The organism is Bartonella refiksaydamii, assembly GCF_902652675.1.
Lineage (GTDB): Bacteria > Pseudomonadota > Alphaproteobacteria > Rhizobiales > Rhizobiaceae > Bartonella > Bartonella refiksaydamii.
Window position 1 is genome coordinate 20,629 of record NZ_LR736292.1, and the last position, 20,839, is coordinate 41,467.

The window sequence follows — 20,839 nt, forward strand, 5'->3', positions numbered from 1 at the left end:
TTTTGAGAGTTTTATTCATTGGTTTTTTCGTGTAATTTTATATAATTGAGTGGGAGTTCCGTTGTGTATTTAATCTGTTCCATTGCGAAAGATGATGAGACGTCACGGATATCAATCTTAGCAATTAATTTCTTATAAAAAAGATCATAAGCTTCAATATTGGGTACGACAACACGCAATAAATAGTCAATGTCTCCACTCATCCGATAAAATTCAATCACTTCACGAAATTCCTGCACAATTTTAGAAAAACGCTTAAACCATTCATGACTGTGTGTGTTTGTACGAATAGACACAAATACGGTAACGTGTGCATTTACTTTTTCTGGAGAAAGAACCGCAACACGGCGTTGAATAACACCATCTTCTTCAAGTTTTTGAATTCTGCGCCAGCAAGGAGTGGTGGAAAGACCAACTTTTTTAGCGATATCAGCAACAGAGAGTGTCGCATTTTCTTGCAAAAGATGTAAAATTTTTCGATCAAGACGATCCATACTTTTCTCAATATTCAGTTTATAAAAATTCACGCACTAGACGCTGCAGGTACACGATAAGCTCATCATTAAACCATGTGTTTTTTTGTAACCAAGAAGTATTCCTCCATGATGGATGAGGTAAAGGCATAACATTATAGCCTCGAGGTTGACGTATGGAAAGAATATTTCTCCAATCACTGACTGTTGCTGAAACAGTTTTATGTTTTAACTCTGTAATATGCCATTTTTGCGCATAACTTCCAATAGCAAGGACAAGTTTTATTTGTGGCATAGCCTGAAAGACCTTTTTATGCCATATTTCTTGACATTCACGTCTTGGTGGTAGATCAGAGTTATTTTGATCATAGCCTGGAAAACAAAATCCCGTAGGAACAATAGCAAAGAGAGATCTGTTATAAAATTCCTCTTTTGTTACGTTGAGCCAATTACGTAATCTATCGCCAGAACGATCATTAAAAGGAATAGAACTTTCATATACACGTAAACTTGGTGCTTGTCCTGCGATTGCAACCGAAGCTGTATCGGATAAATAAGCAACAGGTTTTGGTTCGTGAGGAAGAGGAGGAAGATAGCGTGGTTGTTGAACACAAATGCGACAAGAATAAATTCTCTTTTCAAGTTCTCTAATTTGGCTAGAGTGTGCTTGCTTCATTGGCAAATAGGAGATCAAAGAAAATTTTCCTTATTCTATTCGAGGATGTGCTCTTCGCCATTTTCTTGGTTGTTGAAAATTGGATTGCCATATCCCTTTTTTCCTCTCTCTGGCTTCTTGCTCTTCTTTAGGGTAATCATGGTAACTTACTGCCCAACCATTACGTACAAGCGTTGCATTAATATTGCCGACTTGTTCTGTTTTACATATAGCAAGAATACGACGATATTTATCTTTTTTGTGCCAATGACATGTGACAGGATGGTTTGCTATGAGTTTTTCTAAATATTTTTTTGCCTTAAGCCCACAGGGATAGCGTGCGTTTTTGTTACCACAAAATTGTTGGAGCTCTGGAGCATCAATTCCTACAAGCCGGATCATGACAGAAGAAATCATGATTGAATCGCCATCAATAACAAATGCGTGACCTTCGAGTGATGTTTTAACAGAAAAACTTGCTTTTTGAAGGAATGTTTGAGTATGTTTAAAATAAATTATCATAATGATAAGAATGGTAGCAGCAATGAGACTGCTAAAACCGATAATCTTTAAGTTAAGGTTTCTTAAATTAAAATGAGAAAACTTCTTTTTCATGGAATAAAGAAATTGCTACTGTATATACGTTTGATTTAGTGAAAATCGCTTATAATTTTTATAAAAAATTTCTATTTCTTCGATACAAATACCCTCTCATTCTCATGAGAAAATTTTGTTATAGTTATTGCACTTTTCATGTTGGTTGCATATCAAAACGGGACAAATAGGCAACCAAAAAATAAATCAACCCATTTAATTTTGTACAAGGTTGTACAAGGCATACGGATTACAGATTCACAATTTTGTTAACTTAAATAACAAAAAACGCTCCTCAAAAAATAACTTTGAAGAGCAATAAAACTGCATTTACCTTTGGTTGTAGAATCTATTACTTAAGCGCTGTAATCCACTATTTAATTTTTGTTTCTTTAAATTCAACGTGCTTTTTTATAACTGGGTCATATTTACGTTTGCTCATTTTGTCTGTCATTGTACGGCTATTTTTCTTTGTCACATAGAAAAAACCAGTATCCGCAGTTGACAAAAGCTTGATCTTAATGGTTGCTGCTTTGGCCATAATTTATCAATCCTATTTTATACTGAAAATGATATCATATCACTGTAAAAATCCATTTCCGACGTAATCAGATTTTGTGGTAACACTACGGATGTTCTAAAAAAAGTCAAGAGCTGATTAATTTTCTTATAAATTGTACAAACATCTAAAAATATATAAGCTAAAACAAGTTATTTTAGCTGAAAAATCAAATTGTTTAGAAATATCTATGAACTGTTCAATAATGGTTAGCCAATGAGCATATCTATTTCATAACAAAAAATAAAAGCAAAGTAAGTAGAAGTAAAATTCATGCTCTTTGAGTAATGCACTTAGATTGAACAAACTCGATTGTAAAAAGACAGACAGATATATCTCCAAGGAGAAAGAGAGCTAACTAAACCTATAGTGTTTTGTTAGCTATGATGCCATAAAAGTTTTCTGAAAGCCTAAGATAGCGCAGTTCATAAGAGAACAAAGTAGATCTTTTGCATAATCATTTATAACACTGATAGTAATTAAGAGAAAAATATTACCAAATGCGCGTGTTATCATAAAGCATGCTACCTCATTTTCATTATATACAATGGATAAACTAAAGAACAATGTATGGGTTAATGCGCAGCACCGTTAAACAAATACGGACAATATTGAGCTTGGAACATGGAAAAATAGCATATATCAGTTATCTTTAAATTCTGGACTTAATTTTCAAATCCCAAGATTGGTATAGCAGTAACTACAATAAGAATACAGTTCGTGGCAAAAGGTATAAACCCTTGTGATTTCATTTTTACTAGCAGTGTGGAATGTATCGCAAACCTTCACCCTCATATGATAACACAAATAAAAAGTATCAAACCACATTTTTAAAGTGGTGCACAATTGTTGTTCTAAAACTCTAATAGGTAAACATAACTGTTATGATAAAAAGTAATATAAACCTTAAAATGAACAAAATTCATATTAGTTAGAAAAATAGAACTTTAAAAGCTAAAATACTTTGTGGTCATTACAATCAATATTGTTTAGTAAATACATAGCTATAAGATGATTTTATTAGTAAAAATTATTGCAATATTTGTATAAATTAAACTTACAGTACCATTGTATAAAATATAACTATTTATAATAATTTAATTATTTATTTAATAATAAATAAAACACATAATAATATATAATAAATGATGGTTATCGTATAAATAAATAATGTATACAAATTAAATTTCAGACAACTTATTAGTTTTTATTTATATTTTATTTAATGATATAGAGATATATTTTAATTTCATTATAAAATATTAATAATTATTATTTCTTATGTTTAGTTAATATTTTTTTGCTTTCATAAAAAGCATGCTTTCGTTTTTTTGTTATAAATTTTCTTTTATGGTAGGACGTAGATGAAAAAGACATTGGACGAGGTTCTGTTAACAGCTCAAAGCATAAAGCACCAGCAAAAGGCTGTACTGTTATAAGCTTTACCTCTACTATATCACTCAATTGATAGCCTTTATGACTATGCTTTCCTACAAGAATATGTTGGACATCATCGAAATAATAATAATCATTTTTAAGTGTAGAAATATGTACGAAACCATCTATATTGAGTTTGTCAAGAGAGATAAAGAGACCTGCTTTTGTCACTCCGGAAATACGACCTGTAAAAGTCCGGCCAATTTTGTTTGTTAAATAGTGGGCGACAAGTCGATCAATGGTTTCTCTTTCAGCCGTCATTGCACGGCGCTCATACAAAGAAATTTGTGTAGCGATTTCTGCAAGATTTTGTTCTTCTGTTTCGGTTAGTTGGTCATGTCCTAGTTTTAGGGCTTTGATGAGTGCTCTATGAATAATAAGATCAGCATAACGACGAATCGGTGACGTAAAATGTGTGTAGCTGCGTAAGTTTAAACCAAAATGGCCAATATTTTTAGGATTATATTCTGCTTGAGATTGTGCGCGTAAAATAACCTGATTGATCAATTCTTGTTGCTGGCTATTCATAACTTTTGCTAAAATGCTATTAAAGCGTGCTGATGTAAGCTCTGAACTTCGAGAGAGTGCTATCCCAAGACTTTGAAGAAAAGTTCGTAGAACTTCTTGTTTTGCAAGAGAGGGTTTGTCATGGATACGATAGATAAAGGGTTGATGATGTTCTTTTAATGTTTCAGAAGCTGCAATATTCGCTTGTATCATAAATTCTTCAATTAAACGGTGTGCTTCTAGATGTGGTTCATTTACAACATCTTTGATGCATCCATTTTGATCAAGAATAATCTTTTTTTCTATTATTTCTAATTCCAGTGGTTGTCGACGATTCCGTGCGATTTTGAGACACCCATAGGCTTGCCATAAAGGCTGCAAGATACTCTTGATAAAAGGAGCATTTTTTTCATTTATCTTTCCTTCAATGGCTTGTTGCATCTCTTGATAAGAGAGTTTAGCTACTACACGTACCATAATACGATGAAAACTATGTTTTCGTTTTTTACCATTTGCATCAAAAATCATGCGAACAGCTAAAGCCGGCCTCTCTTTTCCTTCACGTAGAGAACATAAGTTATTGGAAATGCGCTCTGGCAACATTGGCACAACCAGATCAGGAAAATAAACAGAATTTCCCCGTTTTAATGCTTCTTTATCTAACGCAGTTCCCGTTTTGATATAGTAAGAAACATCTGCAATTGCGACGATAATAATCCAACCTCCGCTATTTGCAGGATCTTTATCTTTCACTGCATAAACGGCATCATCATGATCTTTTGCATCCGGTGGATCAATTGTAACCAGAGGTAATTGTCGCCAATCTTCGCGATTTTCTATGCTGGCAGGTTTGATATTTTTTACTTGCTCAAGAACATCCTCAGGAAAAATATAAGGAATTCCTTTTGAAAGAAGAGCAATCATTGACAGTGTTTTTTCACTCTCAATATGCCCTAAAACATTCTTTATTTGCGCGCTTTTCAGTCCATAACCAATATTTTTTTTAATTTCAACTTCAACAAGATCTCCAGATTCTATTTTCATTTTTGAAGATGTTTCGGAGGTATCAAGAATGAGTTCGTTTGTTTTGCGATCTATGGGGTCCAGCCGCCATTGGTCAGTGTTTAATTTTCGTACCACACCAAATGTGCTCTTTGGAGATATATCAATTTTACGAATAATGCGTCCTGTATAAGAGATATTTTGGGATTCTTTATTTCGAAAAATTTTTACAAGAATATGATCTCCAACACCAACATTTACTCCTTTTATGCGATGAAAAGGGCGTATTTCAATATTGGGTTTTGAGTCATCTTCCCACTCAAGAGGTTGTGCAATAAAACTGCCATCTTCATCGCGTCCACTAATTTTGACTAAAGCAACTGGCGGTAAATTTGCTTTGTTTATTTCCTTTTTACGCTGTTTTGGTATGAAGTTTTGATTCTTTAGCTCATGCAATATATCTTTTAACCAGATACGAGAAGCGCCTTTTAACTTAAATGCTTTAGTAATTTCACGTTTGCTTGATCGGTCAGGATTCTCATGAATAAAGGAAAGAATTTCTGACCTGTTAGGCAGCTGCCCCATATTGATCGATTGGAAATATTCTGTTTTTTTTTCGCCTTTAGCCAAAATTTATGTCTCTTTTCTTTTGGAAGGAGCTCTTTTGATGGTTACTTTTTTACTAGAAGCTTTACCAGTTATTTTTTTTCTAGATACTTTCGCCGATATAAGTTCTAATGCTTCTGAAAGTGTTACACTAATCGGTTCTTTATTTTTGGGCAATGTTGCATTAATTTTACCCCAATTAACATACGGACCATAACGCCCATCGCGTATAGTCACAGTTCCTCCATCGGGGTGATCTCCTAATGTTGCAAGAGTTGCGGATGCTGTTCCGTTTCGCGTTTTTTTATTTTCTTGTTTTTCAGCAAGCACTGTAACAGCGCGATTGATGCCAATATCAAAAACTTCATCTGCATAAAGAAGGGGAGCTGATTTGCCATCATGACTAAGGTAGGGACCATAGCGTCCAATTGTGGCTGTAATTATTTTGCCTGTTTCAGGATGTGTTCCAATTTCACGGGGGAGTGATAGTAAGGACAAGGCTTTATCAAGAGTTATATTTTCTGTTTGCCATTCTTTTGGTAGTCCTGCACGTTTCACGTCTTTGTTTTCACCAAGTTGAATATAGGGGCCAAAACGACCATTGCGAAGAGAGATCTCTTTTTCTGTTGTAGGGTCGATGCCAAGTATAACAGGTTCATCATTACGCATGGCTTCATTCTCTTCTCCTATATCTGTTCCAAGTTGGTGTGTGTATTTGCATTCCGGGTAATTAGAACAGCCAACAAATGCACCATAACGCCCAAGTTTTAAGGACAACTGGCCGTTTGGACAAAGAGGACAAGAACGAATATCACTTCCATCTTCACGCACAGGAAAAGCGAGAGGCGCTAATGTTACGTTTAAAACGTCAAGGACATCAGTTATACGTAGTTCTTTGATATTGGTAATAGACGCGTTAAATCCATCCCAAAAATCACGCATTACATCTTTCCAAGAAAGTTTTCCATCCGATATAAGATCCAGTTTTTCTTCAAGGTCAGCTGTGAAACCATATTCTACATAGCGATTAAAGAAATTTTCAAGAAAGGCTGTAACAATACGGCCTTTAGTATCAGGAATAAGCTTTCGTTTATCAATTACAATATATCCACGATCACAAAGTGTGGACAGTGTAGATGCATAGGTTGAAGGACGTCCAATTCCTAGCTCTTCCAGCTTTTTGATTAAGGAGGCTTCAGAATAACGAGGAGGTGGTTCTGTAGTATGTTGTACAGATTCAACTTTTTCTTTTGTAAGCGTTTCACCAGTATTTATTTGTGGCAAACGTGTTGCTTCATTTTCTTCACTATTTTCTTCCTCTCGTTGATCAGTGTAGACAGAAATAAAGCCATCAAAACGAATAACAGAACCTGTTGCGCGTAGATTTGCACAGTTTTCTCCTTGTTGTGCTTCAATTTCAACAGTTGTGCGCTCAATTTCAGCAGAACGCATTTGGCTGGCAATAGCACGCTTCCATATCAGTTCATAAAGCTTTGCCTGATCACTATCGAGAAAATTGCGTACTTTATTGGGAATGCGTTGAAAATCTGTAGGGCGTATAGCTTCATGTGCTTCCTGTGCATTTTTTGCTTTTGTTGAATAAAAACGTGGGTTTTCAGGAAGATAGTCACTGCCAAAAGCTTCATGAATGACTTTTCGTGCTGAATCAATAGCTTCTTGTGCTATTTGCACACCATCAGTACGCATATAGGTAATAAGTCCAGCCATTTCACCATTAATTTCAACACCTTCATAAAGTTTTTGCGCAATTTGCATGGTGCGAGAGGCTGAGAGCCCTAGTTTTGAAGAAGCTGCTTGCTGTAAAGTGGATGTTGTAAACGGAGGAGAAGGATTTCTCTTTGTGGGTTTTGCTTCAACACTAAGTGTACAATATTTTGCTTCCTCTAACATAAGGCGAATTTGATCTGCTTGCTCTTGAGATTGAATGTCAAGTTTGCCAATCTTTTTTTGATTAAACATTGTTAACCTTGCTTGAAAACTATCATTTCGGATAGTTTTTAAGTCTGTTGTAATGGACCAATAATCTTCTTTGATAAAATGTTCTATTTCTGATTCACGATCACAAATAATACGTAAAGCAACGGATTGAACACGACCAGCCGAACGTGCACCGGGAAGCTTACGCCATAAAACAGGTGAGAGTGTAAAACCTACAAGATAATCAAGAGCACGACGTGCAAGGTAGGCATCTACAAGTGATGTATCAATATCACGTGGATTGTTCATAGCATCAAGCACAGATTTTTTGGTGATGGCATTAAACACAACCCGTTTTACAGGTTTATCTTTTAAAACTTTTTTTTGGCGAAGAATATCCAGAATGTGCCAAGAAATAGCTTCCCCTTCACGATCAGGGTCTGTTGCCAAAATGAGGCTATCGGCTTTTTTGACTGCTTTTGCTATTTCATTCAAACGTTTAGCGGCGGCAGAATCTATATCCCATTTCATAGAAAAATCTTGATCTGGTAGAACAGAACCGTCTTTAGCAGGTAAGTCACGAACATGTCCGAATGATGCCACTACTTTATATTGAGACCCAAGATATTTATTAATTGTTTTTGCTTTTGCTGGAGATTCAACGATAACGATATTCATAATTTTACCCGAATGTTGAAATAAAAATTTCCTTTATAGACTCCTTTCATGCGAATAGCTAATGGCAATTGGTTAAGAGCACATAAAAATATTAGTCATATAAAAAACATTAATATTGTACAACTTATGATTGTTATTGTTAAAATATACCCTATATAGAATTACACGATTTATTTTCCACTGTTAATACAAAAACATACGGCGAAATACTAAGATGACGTCTATTGAGAGGTAGGAGGAGAAATGCTCAAGGATAGAGGATTATGTTTATAAATCATTTAAAAGTTATCCAATATATTACAGATATGTCAAAACAAATGAATCAGATGGCACGTCAGGCGCGTAGTCCACTTTTAGCATTACTTTTGGATATGGTTGCCAAAGAAGGGCAAAGTATTATTAATAGTGCTGAGGCTCTTGGAGAAGATCCAAACGCGACAATGACACATAACCACCAGAGTGTCGAATAAGTTTCCCAGCAAGCTCGAGTTCCACTAACAAGAGGTAGAGGTTTGGAAGTGAAACACCTGAATGCGTGCTGAGTGTGTCTAAGTCAATTGGAGTTGTTGAAAGAGCAGAGAGTACAGCTGCGCGTTCTGTGTCATTTCCAACTGAAGAGAGGTTATTGTTTTTTTCATCAGGTGGGCTAAAATTTCCCTTTTTTTCGAGTTGCAAAGAGGCTGATTCTTCAAAAAAATTGAGTTGAGAGTTTGTGGGCGTTGAGGCTAATGGTGTAAGCGTTTCTATAATGTCAGAAGGATGGGTGGTGAGCAGGGCGCCTTCCTTGATGAGATTGTTTGTGCCAACGGATCTTGGATCAAGTGGAGAGCCAGGAATGGCAAAAGTCAATCGTCCCATTTCAGCAGCTTGGCGTGCGGTAATTAAGGATCCTGATCGTAGAGCAGCTTCTACAACCAAGAGTCCAAGTGATAGTCCAGCAATAATACGGTTTCTTCTCGGAAAGTCGATAGCACGAGCTTTCCACGCAATGGGCATTTCACTGATGATTGCTCCACCGTTAGCGATAATATCTTCATGCAATTTTTTATTTTCAGGAGGATAAATGTGATCAATTCCACCAGCCATTACTGCAATTGTACCTGTTAACAGACTTGCTTGATGTGCAATGCTATCGATGCCACGTGCTAATCCAGAAATTGTTGTAAATCCAGCTTCCCCAAGAAAATGCGCAAATTGAGCAGTAAGCTTTTTGCCGGCTGCTGAAGCATTTCGAGATCCCACAATTCCAACAGAAGGTTTCTGAAAAGCCAAAATATTTCCTTTTATAGCAATAAGCGGTGGTGATGCTTCTATTACTTTAAGAAAAGCTGGATAATCTGGTTCTCCTATACCAACAAACCGAATACCTAACCTTTCAGCTTCTTGCATTTCTTTCTCTGCATCTTCTATCGTTGTGATTCGAATAGGTGTAGAAAGACCACCCTTTTTACTAAGCTCAGGAAGCGCTTCTAAAGCATTTTCTGCCGTTTTATAATGATCAATGAGATTGCGAAAACTCACTGCTCCAATATTTTCGCTACGCAACAACCGTAACCAGCTGAGACGTTGACGGTCAGTAAGCAGGATTCCCTTATTCATCCCCGTTTTAAGTACCAATCTTGCTTTCTTTCCCAACTAATAATCTACCGATATTTGCATAATGCTTTATATACACAAATATGCTCATCACAATCAGCATAAAATAGAAATAAGAATCGGAAAAGTAAAAAACAAATATCGCAGTTATAACAACAGCAACGAGTGCGGATAATGAAGAATAGCGTGTGAGTAGAAAAATCGCCATCCACACAACAATGAAAACAATTGCTGCTGGCCAGTATACCCCTAAACACACACCAAGATAGGTAGCAACGCCTTTGCCACCTTTAAATTTCAACCATATAGGAAAAAGATGTCCCAAAAAGGCAAAAAAACCAGCTAGAGAAACAATGATACTGTTTTCTGTTGGGGCACTTAAAAATTTTATAACAAGAATAATAACAGTTCCTTTCAGGATATCGCAAAGAAGGGTGAGAGCAGCAATTTTTTTATTTCCTGTTCGTAAAACATTTGTAGCTCCAATATTTCTGGAACCAATTGTTCTCACATCACCAAGTTTGGCTAATCGCGTAAAAAGCAAACCGAACGGAATAGAACCAATGACATAGGATATTAGAAAGATAAACCATGTAGTGAACTGTAAAAGTGTCTCACTTTCACTCATTAAAAATCTCATTAAGTTTATTGGTTAAGTTTAAAAATTGATTGCCCTTTAACAAAGGTTTGGATAACACGTCCTTGGAAACGTGCTTTCTTAAAAGGTGTATTTTTTGAACGTGAATAGAGCCTCTCCGTAGAAACGACCCATGGCTCCTCAAGGTCAACCAAAATAAGGTCTGCATATGCTCCTTTTTTGAGTGTTCCTGCGTTAAGTCCAAAGAGTTTTGCAGGTGTCGTTGATAAAAGTTCCGTTAATCGTAGAAGGGATATGCTTTCATCATGATAAAGGCGTAAAGCGGCACTTAATAAAGTTTCCATACCAATGGCGCCTGCTGCTGCATCATCAAATGGTAAACGTTTTTTGTCAATACTCTGGGGATCATGGGAAGAGACGATAATATCTACTGTTCCATCTTTTATTGCTTCAATCATTGCTATACGATCTTCCTCTGTACGTAATGGGGGCATCAGACGGAAAGAGGTGCGATATTCACCAATGTCATTTTCATTAAGAGACAAGTGATTAATGGATACACCAGCTGAAATTTTCTCACTTCGTTGCTTTCCTATGCGAAGTGCGTCAGCAGATAGTTTTGTCGATATTTGTGCAGCATGATAGCGCGTTTGTGTCAATGCGGCTAAACGCAAATCTCTTTCGAGCGGGATGACTTCTGCTTCGTTAGGTATTCCAGAAAGACCAAGCCAACTCGCTAATAGACCTTCATTCATAACACCTTTTCCTGTAAGGTCCTTATCTTGCGTTTCATGTATTAACGGAACGTCAAAGTCGCGTGCGTAAGTCATTGCACTCCGCATAACAGATGAACTTTGAAGTGTTTTTTTTCCTTCACTAAAAGCAACGACTCCTGCTTCTTTGAGCAAACCAAATTCGGTTAATTCTTGTCCGTTGAAACCTTGCGTGATCGCAGCAACGGAGTAAATATTGACCGATGACATTTTTTGTGTTGTACGTGTAATGAATTCAACAAGAGCTATATTATCAATAACTGGGTGCGTGTCCGGCATCATAAGGAAGGAGGTAATACCACCTGCTGCTGCTGATTGACTTGCTGATGCAATTGTTTCACAGCGTTCATTTCCTAGTTCTCCAACAAAAACACGAGCATCAACAAGTCCAGGAAAAATTGCTTTATTTTGTGCGTTAATAATCTCTGCTCCATCGGGAATTCCCTGATTCAAGACTTCTTTTCCAGCAGCTGTAATTAGTCCATTTTCAACAATAACTGTGCCAATTTCGTCGATTGCGCGTGAAGGATCAATAATGCGGGCGTTTTGAAAGACAATTGGCTTTGTCATATTTTATCTCCACTTGTCTGAAGACGTGAATCCAATAAAGCCTCCATGACAGCCATACGCACAGCGATTCCCATTTCTACTTGTTTATGAATCATACTTTGTGGTCCATCTGCTATGTCAGATGCGATCTCTACACCACGGTTTATTGGACCAGGATGCAGAATAATGCAATCACTTTTAGCATAAGCTAAATTTTCTCTATGTAAGCCAAAATAATGAAAATATTCACGAATGGAGGGAATAAAGGATCCTGTCATACGTTCATGTTGTAAACGTAGCATCATAATGACATCCGCACCTTTAAGACCTTCTTTCATTGTGTTAAAAACCTCAACGCTCATATCGGCGATTCCTGCGGGTAAGAGTGTTGAAGGAGCGACAACACGAACCCGAGCTCCCAAAGCATTGAGACTAAGGATGTTAGAACGCGCAACACGTGAGTGCAAAATATCTCCACAAATTGCAACGGTTAATCCTTCAATACGGCCTTTTGTTTTTTTTATGGTCAAAGCATCTAATAATGCTTGTGTTGGATGTTCATGGGCACCATCACCTGCATTAATAACACAACAATCCATTTTTTGTGCTAACAAAGCGGCTGCTCCGGCGCTACGATGGCGAATGACGAGTACATCTGGTTTCATCGCATTAAGAGTTGTAGCGGTGTCAATCAATGTTTCCCCTTTTTTTATAGATGAATTGCCAATGGCTATACTCATCACATGTGCTCCTAACCGTTTTCCGGCTAATTCGAAAGAAGATTGTGTTCGCGTGGAAGCTTCAAAAAAGAGATTAATTTGAGTACGCCCAAATAACAGAGATTTTGTTTTATCAATTTTTTGAGAAAGGATAGCATATGCATCAGCACGATCAAGCAATGTGGTAAGGTCTTGTACACTCAATCCTTTAATGCCTAAAAGATGTTGGTGGGGGAAAAGGGGAAAAAAAGTGTTTTGAGTCATAGCATTCTTTTCTATCTCTCTCTAAACAGATTAGACAAGCATTTGTTTGAATATAATAAATGTTTTTTTAACTGCAAAACGACAAATAGTCTATGATATGAATGATTTGAATAATAGGAATGTGCCTATGAGTACTGTGTCTGCGCAAAATGTTCGCCGAAAAAATGCGTTTCTCAGTGATACGCTTATGTTTCGTATTGCTTCTACCTTGCCTAAGTTTTTATTAACAAGTTTTGAAGAAATAGGAGATTTTGTAGCGAGTCGTGAAGCATGGGAGTATTCCTCTCTAGCGAATCGTTATCGTCCGGTATTGCGCTATAATGATGAATGGGGGCGGCCAACAGAAAAATTAGAGATACATTCCTCTTATCAAGCTCTTCAACAATATTCTAGACAAGCTGGTCTTGCCACATCGCTTTGGGAAAATACTCCTTCAGAAAATGGGGTACGCTATCAAGCGCGTGCTATCCGCTTGGCTTTATCTGCTAGTTTAGAAACAGGACATTTAAATGAAGTTATTATAACAAGTGCTGCTATCGCAGTCTTAATTAGTGATGTTGAGCTCTTCAAAAAATGGCAAAATGTACTTTTATCACGTCAATATGATTTATCGTCAAAGCCGGTTAATAGTAAAAAAGCTGCTTCACTTACTTTTGCTTTTGATGATGTTGAACAACGTGAAAAATATTCTTTCAATTTTCCAAGTGTTAAGAAAATTTCTTTTGATGAAAAAATGGGACGTGATCTGTATCGTTTGAATGTTGTAAAAACCAATGTTATTAACCCTATAGCAGATGGATATCTTGTAAGTGCAGAGTTAGATGGTCATTTAAGCTGCTTTTTTGTTCCCCGTATACAAGAAAATGGTGCATTAAATGGTATCATATCAGTTCATCATTTGATGCAGCGTTCTGGAGAATCTTTAACGCCAGAGGGGGGTGTCAGTTTTCAAGGGTGTTATGGCTGGCTTTTGGGAAATGTTGGAGAGGGAATTAAAGTCATTAAGGATATCGAAACAATGATGCGTTTTGATTACTCCGTTGTATCGGCAGGTGTCCTGCGGGCAGCACTTCAATTTGGCATAGATTTTTTTCGGCAAAAAATGCCACATCAGCCCTTACCACCACTAACAGAACGTATTTTTGCAGATATTGCACTAGATATTGCAGCTGCACAAGCATTGGTTTTACGTCTAGCACGAGCATTTGATAACGCTGCAAATGGTCGTTCTGAGGCAGCTTTCGCACGAATCATGACGCCTATTATTTCTTATCACGTAAGCCAATTAGTCATTCCTATTATTGGTGAAATTATTGCACAGCTTGGCATTGAAAGCTTTGTAGAGGGCAATCCATTATCGCAAATGTTGTGTAATGGCCCTGCACGGATTGTGAGAAATAGTTCTGCTAATCAATTGGTAAAGGATGCAATTCTCATTGCGGAAAAAGCACCAGGATTGTTTCAAAAACTGTTAGAAAAAATTGCTCTTGATATTGGTCCAGCAGGGCCAAGAGCAATTGAGATTATTAAGTCTGCTGTAGAGATGGTATCGGCAAACGAGGGAGCAGGAAGATTTTTTGTGGAACAAGTGGCCTATGCAGCTGCAGCTGCAGCGTTACGTTCTACTGACATAGAGCATGTTGCAAATGCTTATATGGAAAGCCGCCTTGGAGGACAATGGAGATCTTCTTATGGAATGCTCATTGCACGATATAATGCTGGACATTTGTTAAATGTTCTTTATCCTTCTATATGATGAAGGCTTTGAATTCTGTTAAGAGCACCTTGTAATATGAAAGCGGCTGCAGCCGAATCAATACGGGTTGCTCTTTTAGCACGTGATACATCCATTTCTAGAAGAAAACGTTCTGCAGCAATTGTCGATAAACGTTCGTCCCAAAAAACAAATGGGATTTCTGTATATGCTTCCATATTACTCACAAAAGTTCTGGTTGCTTGAGCACGAGGACCGCTGCTGCCATTCATGTTAAGAGGTAAGCCAATGATAACAGCTCCGACGTTTTCATGGTCAAAAATCTGTATAAGCGCGTGAGCATCTAGCGTAAATTTTTTTCGTTGAAGTACAGGACGCGGATTTGAAAAAATTAGACCCATATCAGAAACCGCAATTCCGACAGTTTTTGTACCCAAATCTAAACCTGCTATTGTTTGCCTAGGTAAAAGATGTGTAATAACTTCATTTATGTTAATAATGGTCATGGGGTTTATAATTTAGATCTTTTCGTGTTTCAGGTTCATAGTGATATTCTTTATTTGCGTTATCAATATTCTTGCGCTTGTAAACGTAGCCTTGTATAGCCAATAAATGAATATCAAAATAAAAAAGCAGAAAGGCATAATATGTCTGTTGATCAAGAAACCGTCAAGCGGATAGCACATTTAGCGCGTATTGCTGTCTATGACAATGAAGCAGAACGTATGACAAAAGAACTCAATGTCATTTTAGGTTTTGTAGAACAATTGAATGAAGTCGATGTCAGTCATGTTGAACCATTAACCTCTGTGATACCAATGACTTTACGAATGCGTGAAGATAGCATCACAGATGGTGATAAAGCAGCAGATATCGTAGCAAATGCACCTGTTATAGAAGAGAACTTTTTTCTTGTCTCAAAAATCGTTGAGTAATTTTTTATATTTTAAAAACTTGAGAACCAATATGACTGATTTAACAACCTTCACAATTGCACAAGCCCGTGATGCTCTCATAAAAAAAGAGTTCAAAGCAACTGAATTAACAGAAGCTTATTTAAAAGCGGTTGAATTAGCTAATCCAACTTTGAACGCTTATGTGGCAATAACAGCAGAACAAGCAAGAAAAATGGCTGCTGAATCAGATAGCCGTTTGGCTAGAGGGCAGAGGAGGATTTTAGAAGGAATCCCATTGGGAATTAAAGATCTTTTCGCGACACAAGGTGTTCATACACAAGCCTGTTCACACATCCTTGATGGTTTTAAGCCGCATTACGAATCAACGGTAACTGCTAATTTATGGCAAGATGGAGCCGTTATGTTAGGTAAGCTTAATATGGATGAGTTTGCTATGGGGTCTTCCAATGAAACGTCATATTATGGTCCAGTTGTTAGCCCATGGAGAAAAAAAGGTTCCCATGAAAAGCTTGTACCTGGTGGTTCTTCAGGTGGTTCTGCAGCTGCTGTTGCTGCGCGGCTTTGTGCTGGTGCAACAGCAACAGATACAGGTGGTTCAATACGTCAACCAGCGGCATTCACTGGGACAGTAGGGATTAAACCAACTTATGGGCGTTGTTCACGGTGGGGAACCATCGCTTTTGCTTCATCACTTGATCAAGCTGGACCTATCGGGCGAGATGTCCGCGATTGCGCTATTTTACTTCAATCAATGGCTTCTTTTGACGAAAAAGATTCTACTTCCGTGAATTTTCCTGTTCCTGATTATGAAAGCTATCTTGGTCAATCAATCAAAGGAATGAAAATTGGTATTCCGAAAGAATACCACTTGGAAGGAATGTCTTCTGAAATTGTCGAACTTTGGCAAAAAGGAATGAATTGGCTGAAAGAAGCAGGTGCTGAAGTTAGAGATATCTCGTTACCTCATACAAAATATGCCTTGCCTGCTTATTATATTGTCGCTCCTGCAGAAGCTTCTTCTAACTTGGCACGCTATGATGGCGTTCGTTTTGGTCTCCGTATACCAGGAAGAGATGTCATTGAAATGTATGAAAAAACCCGTTCAGTTGGTTTTGGAGATGAAGTTAAACGGCGTATTTTGATTGGTACTTATGTTCTTTCATCAGGCTATTATGATGCCTATTATCTTAGAGCTCAGAAAGTACGAACATTAGTGAAGCGTGATTTTGATCAATGTTTTTCTTCTGGCATTGATGCTATCCTCACACCTGCAACACCAACACCAGCTTTTGGCATCGCTGATGAAAAAATAAAACATGATACTGTAGCAATGTATCTCAATGATATTTTTACTGTGCCAGTTAATATGGCAGGTTTACCAGGAATATCTATTCCTGCTGGTCTTTCATCAAATGGTCTACCACTAGGATTGCAATTGATTGGTAAACCTTTTGCTGAAGAAGTTATTTTTCAGATAGCACACATTATAGAACAAGCAGCCGGAACATTTAGCTCTGAAAAATGGTGGATATAATAAAAAAGCTTCATCAAAAAAGCATTCCCTAACAGAGAGATGCTTCGAAGGAAAATGAGCCTATTGATTTTTAAACATTGTGTAGTTTTTATCCACCAAGATATGCTTCTTTAACACGTGGATCAGAAAGCATGGCTTTACCTTCACCGTGAAATAAGATATGTCCTACTTCTAGAATATAAGCATAGTCAGCAATAGAAAGTGCTGCAAATGCATTTTGTTCAATAAGAAGAACAGTTTTTCCCATATCATTAATTTTTCGAATAATCGAAAAAAGTTCCTTTACAAGAAGTGGTGCTAAACCTAGAGAGGGTTCATCTAATATTATCATGTCAGGATTACTCATAAGTGCACGTCCTACAGCAAGCATTTGTTGTTCACCACCTGACATTGTTCCCCCCAACTGTTTTGCTCTTTCACGCAGACGTGGAAAGAGCTCAAATATCCATTCAATATCACGGGCAATCCCTAGTTTATCATGACGTATATAAGCACCTAAACGTAAATTTTCTAAAACAGTAAAATGGGGCATAATGCGCCGTCCTTCAGGACTTAGAGCAATTCCCAATCGCAAGATTTTTTCTGGTGATTTTTTAATAATTGATTCGCCTTTATAGATAATTTCTCCATAAATGGATCGATTAAGTCCTGTAATGGAGCGTACAATGCTACTTTTTCCTGCTCCATTGGCACCAATTAAAGTTACTATACTTCCCTTTTTTATAGACATAGAAAGGTTTTGGATAGCTTTAATGGCGCCATAATGAACGTGAAGATTTTTGATTTTAAGAATATCCATAAACATCTCCGCCAAGATAAGCTTCAATAACTTTAGAGTTGTTACGAATTTCATTTGGTGTGCCATTGGCTATGCAACAGCCATACTCCATTACCCAAATATATTGACAAAGCCCCATAACAACTTTCATATCGTGTTCAATAAGCAGAATAGTAAGATCAAAGTCTTTTTGCACTTTTGCTATGAATTTTCTAAGATCTTCACTTTCCTGTGGATTCATCCCCGCAGCAGGTTCATCAAGAAGAAGTAATTTTGGCTTTGTTGCTAGAGCACGCGCAATTTCTAGACGACGTTGTACACCATAGGGCAGAGTCATTGCGGATTGATTGGCAATATGATCAAGTTGCAGCCGTTCAAGAAGCTCCATTGAATTTTTATGGACTTCTCTTTTTTCTTTCATTGCTTTTGGAAAAAACAAAGCTGAAGAAAACCATGGATATTTTTGTCGGACATGAGCTCCCACCATAACATTTTGCAAGACCGTTAACCCTGAAAAAAGGCGAATATTTTGAAATGTTCGTGCAATATGACGTCTGCAGATAATGTAAGGAGGAGCTCCAGAAACTTTTTGCTCATCAAAAAGAATTGTTCCACTTGTGGGGGCATAAAATCCTGAAATCATATTAAAAACAGTTGTTTTCCCAGCACCATTTGGACCAATTAATCCAGTAATCGTTCCACGTTTTATTGCCATATTAATGCCATTTACAGCAACCAACCCGCCAAAACGCATCACGATATTATTGAGTGAAAGGATGGTGTCGTTCATAGCTTTCCCTCAGTATTAGAGAGCTTCTTGCGTGTCAAAAAGCTATAAATTCCATTCCATGAGAATTCACGTTGTCCCAATAACCCTTTTCTCCAAAATAAGATAATCACTAGCAATAAAAGAGAAAAAACAACCATACGGAGCCCTGGTGTTTCTGGAATATGTATAAAACCTAAATCAAATGGACTTTCAATAATGCGAAGCCATTCAAGCATGACTGTAATAATAATGCTACTAATAATGCTGCCTGTAATTGAACCAAGACCACCTGCGACAACAATCATCAAAATATTAAAAGTTAGAAGAAAGTTGAACATTTTTGGATCAATCGTTGAAATAAGAGCAGCCATCAATGCTCCTCCTATACCGGCAAAAAATGCACCAACAGTAAAGGAAAAGCTACGGTAAAAAAAAGCGTTAATTCCCATCGTTTTCGCGGCGATTTCATCATCACGAATAGCACGCAATACGTTACCAGTATTGCTTCGTAGTAAGAGAATAATAAAGATAACTGTGAATGCTAACCAACCATAGTTCCACCATAATGTCGCATTTTGAGGTATTCCTTTGATTCCCAAAGAACCATTTGTTAAGGGTGTCACGTTCGTAATGACAATACGAATAATCTCTGCAAAACCTAATGTTGCAATTCCAAGATAATCTCCACCAAGACGTAATATAGGAAGCGCAATCAATAAACCTACAACTGCAGCACACAAACCACTTACAACAACGGCCATGAAAAAAGGTAACTGTAGATGATGCAACGGCTCAGCTATAGGTTCGAGAATCCACATCATTTCTTTTTGTTCAGGGGAAAGAAGTAAAATTGCGCATACATAAGCACCAATGGCCATGAAACCAGCATGTCCAAGAGAAAACATACCTGTGAAACCGTAAATTAAATTAAGAGAAATTGCCAATATCGCATTAATAGCAATAAGATTTATGATACGAAGTGTGTAATCATTACAATAGTTATCAGCATAAAATAAAACACCGATGAGAACTAAAATACTGATACATGATAGAAAAGTTGTAGCTGATTTTACCATTAAATTTTCTCCTGACTTTTTTTGCCCATTAATCCAGTGGGCATTACCAATAAAATCAGAATTAATAAAATAAAAGCGAAGGCATCTCGATATCCAGATAAAGCAGGAAAGAATGCAATAATCATAATTTCGATAAATCCTAGTAATAATCCACCTAACATTGCTCCTGGAATTGAGCCAATACCTCCGATAACGGCTGCAATAAATGCCTTGAGTCCAGGAAGAACACCCATATAAGGTTGAATTTGAGGGTAGCGCAGAGACCACATGATGCCCGCAATAGCGGCAAGTGCTGAGCCTATCCCAAATGTGAATGCAATAACTTTATTGACGGAAACACCCATCAAACGCGTCGTTTCAATATCACATGAGATTGCACGCATAGCAAGCCCAGGTTTTGTTTTATGGATAATCCATAACAATAACACAATCAAAAAAAATGAAACAGTAGGAACAATCAGAGACATGGGAGAAATTCTAATGATTCTATCAGTCCCTGATTCTAAATGCCATAGAATTGGCCTTACAAGAAACTCTGGCTGTTTTACCCCTTTTGGGACACCACTAAAGAGTACGGTAGCAGCATTTTCAATAAAAAAGGAAACTCCTATCGCACCAATGAGTGCTGAGATACGTGGAGCATGACGCAGAGGTCTATAAGCAAACTGGTCAACAGTAATACCTACTGCACTTGTGATAAAGACTGAAAAACAAATAGCCAAAATCCAAATTGGTGTAAAATCTTGAGGGGCAATTTTGAGATAATAAATGAACCCTAGAGCAAGAATTAAAAAAATAGCCATCCAATAAATTGGAGGCCTTGTTTTAAACCCTATAAATACCGAATAATAAATGAGAACGGCTAATAATACAAGAAGGATAGCGGACCAAGCCGGCATAAAGCTAATTGTGGAAAAGAAAACAAAATACGCTCCCAGCATAAAAATATCACCGTGAGCAAAATTAATGAGTCTCAGGATACCATAAACCATGGTGTAACCAATAGCGATAAGCCCGTAAAGTGATCCTAATGCCAGTGCATTAAAAAAATACTGGATGAACATTTCAGTGCTCATCTCTTATCCTTCCATATTTGTTAATTC

General features: G+C 37.2%; 19 protein-coding genes. 4 read left to right on the top strand and 15 right to left on the bottom strand.

The features are described from left to right. Nucleotides 1–11: 11 nt before the first annotated feature. The 6 genes from GQO39_RS02535 to topA form a co-directional block, all read right to left on the bottom strand. The gene (locus tag GQO39_RS02535) at nt 12–494 is read right to left on the bottom strand and encodes an Lrp/AsnC family transcriptional regulator (protein WP_007553282.1); all 483 of its coding nucleotides are present in this window, start codon (nt 492–494) and stop codon (nt 12–14) included. Nucleotides 495–513: 19 nt separating this feature from the next. After that, nucleotides 514–1,149: a uracil-DNA glycosylase family protein gene (locus tag GQO39_RS02540; RefSeq protein WP_156850889.1), complete on the bottom strand. Its 636-nt coding sequence runs from the start codon at nt 1,147–1,149 to the stop codon at nt 514–516. Nucleotides 1,150–1,179: 30 nt separating this feature from the next. Then, nucleotides 1,180–1,743, bottom strand: coding sequence for a thermonuclease family protein (locus GQO39_RS02545; RefSeq protein ID WP_156850815.1), 564 nt, complete (start codon nt 1,741–1,743; stop codon nt 1,180–1,182). A gap of 352 nt (nt 1,744–2,095) precedes the next feature. After that, nucleotides 2,096–2,263 (bottom strand): 50S ribosomal protein L33, encoded by a 168-nt coding sequence (gene rpmG / locus GQO39_RS02550; RefSeq protein WP_007553285.1) that lies wholly within the window; start codon nt 2,261–2,263, stop codon nt 2,096–2,098. A gap of 1,290 nt (nt 2,264–3,553) precedes the next feature. Next, complete coding sequence (rnr, locus tag GQO39_RS02555) at nt 3,554–5,857, bottom strand: ribonuclease R (RefSeq protein ID WP_156850816.1); 2,304 nt, start codon at nt 5,855–5,857, stop codon at nt 3,554–3,556. Between the two features lie 3 nt (nt 5,858–5,860). Next, nucleotides 5,861–8,449 (bottom strand): type I DNA topoisomerase, encoded by a 2,589-nt coding sequence (gene topA, locus GQO39_RS02560; RefSeq protein ID WP_156850817.1) that lies wholly within the window; start codon nt 8,447–8,449, stop codon nt 5,861–5,863. 263 nt (nt 8,450–8,712) lie between these two features. Between topA and GQO39_RS02565 the strand changes: the two genes are divergently transcribed. After that, the gene (locus tag GQO39_RS02565; RefSeq protein WP_007553289.1) at nt 8,713–8,919 is read left to right on the top strand and encodes a hypothetical protein; all 207 of its coding nucleotides are present in this window, start codon (nt 8,713–8,715) and stop codon (nt 8,917–8,919) included. Here the strand turns inward: GQO39_RS02565 and dprA are convergent. The 4 genes from dprA to GQO39_RS02585 are packed head-to-tail and all read right to left on the bottom strand — an operon-like array spanning nt 8,849 to nt 12,948. Continuing rightward, nucleotides 8,849–10,066 (bottom strand): DNA-processing protein DprA, encoded by a 1,218-nt coding sequence (gene dprA / locus GQO39_RS02570; protein WP_500789579.1) that lies wholly within the window; start codon nt 10,064–10,066, stop codon nt 8,849–8,851. The genes GQO39_RS02565 and dprA overlap by 71 nt on opposite strands. Continuing rightward, a complete protein-coding gene (plsY, locus tag GQO39_RS02575; RefSeq protein ID WP_156850819.1) occupies nt 10,056–10,673 on the bottom strand; it encodes a glycerol-3-phosphate 1-O-acyltransferase PlsY in 618 nt (205 codons plus the stop codon). Before plsY ends, dprA begins: the two co-directional genes overlap by 11 nt. Before the next feature lie 17 nt (nt 10,674–10,690). Further along, complete coding sequence (locus tag GQO39_RS02580; protein ID WP_156850820.1) at nt 10,691–11,986, bottom strand: dihydroorotase; 1,296 nt, start codon at nt 11,984–11,986, stop codon at nt 10,691–10,693. After that, complete coding sequence (locus tag GQO39_RS02585; protein WP_156850821.1) at nt 11,983–12,948, bottom strand: aspartate carbamoyltransferase catalytic subunit; 966 nt, start codon at nt 12,946–12,948, stop codon at nt 11,983–11,985. Before GQO39_RS02585 ends, GQO39_RS02580 begins: the two co-directional genes overlap by 4 nt. Nucleotides 12,949–13,075: 127 nt before the next feature. On the opposite strand from GQO39_RS02585, the gene GQO39_RS02590 reads away from it, so the two are divergent. After that, nucleotides 13,076–14,704 (top strand): acyl-CoA dehydrogenase family protein, encoded by a 1,629-nt coding sequence (locus GQO39_RS02590; RefSeq protein WP_156850822.1) that lies wholly within the window; start codon nt 13,076–13,078, stop codon nt 14,702–14,704. Here the strand turns inward: GQO39_RS02590 and ruvX are convergent. Then, nucleotides 14,689–15,168, bottom strand: a complete 480-nt coding sequence (gene ruvX / locus GQO39_RS02595; protein ID WP_156850823.1) for a Holliday junction resolvase RuvX — start codon at nt 15,166–15,168, stop codon at nt 14,689–14,691. The genes GQO39_RS02590 and ruvX overlap by 16 nt on opposite strands. Nucleotides 15,169–15,309: 141 nt before the next feature. Between ruvX and gatC the strand changes: the two genes are divergently transcribed. Together gatC and gatA are read left to right on the top strand one after the other, a co-directional pair. Further along, nucleotides 15,310–15,597, top strand: a complete 288-nt coding sequence (gene gatC, locus GQO39_RS02600; protein ID WP_156850824.1) for an Asp-tRNA(Asn)/Glu-tRNA(Gln) amidotransferase subunit GatC — start codon at nt 15,310–15,312, stop codon at nt 15,595–15,597. Nucleotides 15,598–15,628: 31 nt separating this feature from the next. Next, nucleotides 15,629–17,113 (top strand): Asp-tRNA(Asn)/Glu-tRNA(Gln) amidotransferase subunit GatA, encoded by a 1,485-nt coding sequence (gatA, locus tag GQO39_RS02605; RefSeq protein ID WP_156850825.1) that lies wholly within the window; start codon nt 15,629–15,631, stop codon nt 17,111–17,113. Nucleotides 17,114–17,201: 88 nt separating this feature from the next. Here the strand turns inward: gatA and GQO39_RS02610 are convergent, their stop codons facing one another. From GQO39_RS02610 to GQO39_RS02625, 4 genes are read right to left on the bottom strand one after another with little or no spacing between them, the layout of a single operon-like run. Continuing rightward, complete coding sequence (locus GQO39_RS02610; RefSeq protein ID WP_156850826.1) at nt 17,202–17,912, bottom strand: ABC transporter ATP-binding protein; 711 nt, start codon at nt 17,910–17,912, stop codon at nt 17,202–17,204. Then, nucleotides 17,899–18,681: an ABC transporter ATP-binding protein gene (locus GQO39_RS02615; protein WP_156850827.1), complete on the bottom strand. Its 783-nt coding sequence runs from the start codon at nt 18,679–18,681 to the stop codon at nt 17,899–17,901. The genes GQO39_RS02610 and GQO39_RS02615 overlap by 14 nt, the downstream gene beginning before the upstream one ends. Continuing rightward, complete coding sequence (locus GQO39_RS02620; RefSeq protein ID WP_156850828.1) at nt 18,678–19,736, bottom strand: branched-chain amino acid ABC transporter permease; 1,059 nt, start codon at nt 19,734–19,736, stop codon at nt 18,678–18,680. The genes GQO39_RS02615 and GQO39_RS02620 overlap by 4 nt, the downstream gene beginning before the upstream one ends. Beyond that, nucleotides 19,736–20,812 carry a branched-chain amino acid ABC transporter permease gene (locus tag GQO39_RS02625; RefSeq protein WP_156850829.1) on the bottom strand — a complete coding sequence of 359 codons (1,077 nt, stop codon included), beginning with the start codon at nt 20,810–20,812 and terminating at the stop codon, nt 19,736–19,738. Before GQO39_RS02625 ends, GQO39_RS02620 begins: the two co-directional genes overlap by 1 nt. Nucleotides 20,813–20,839 lie beyond the last annotated feature (27 nt).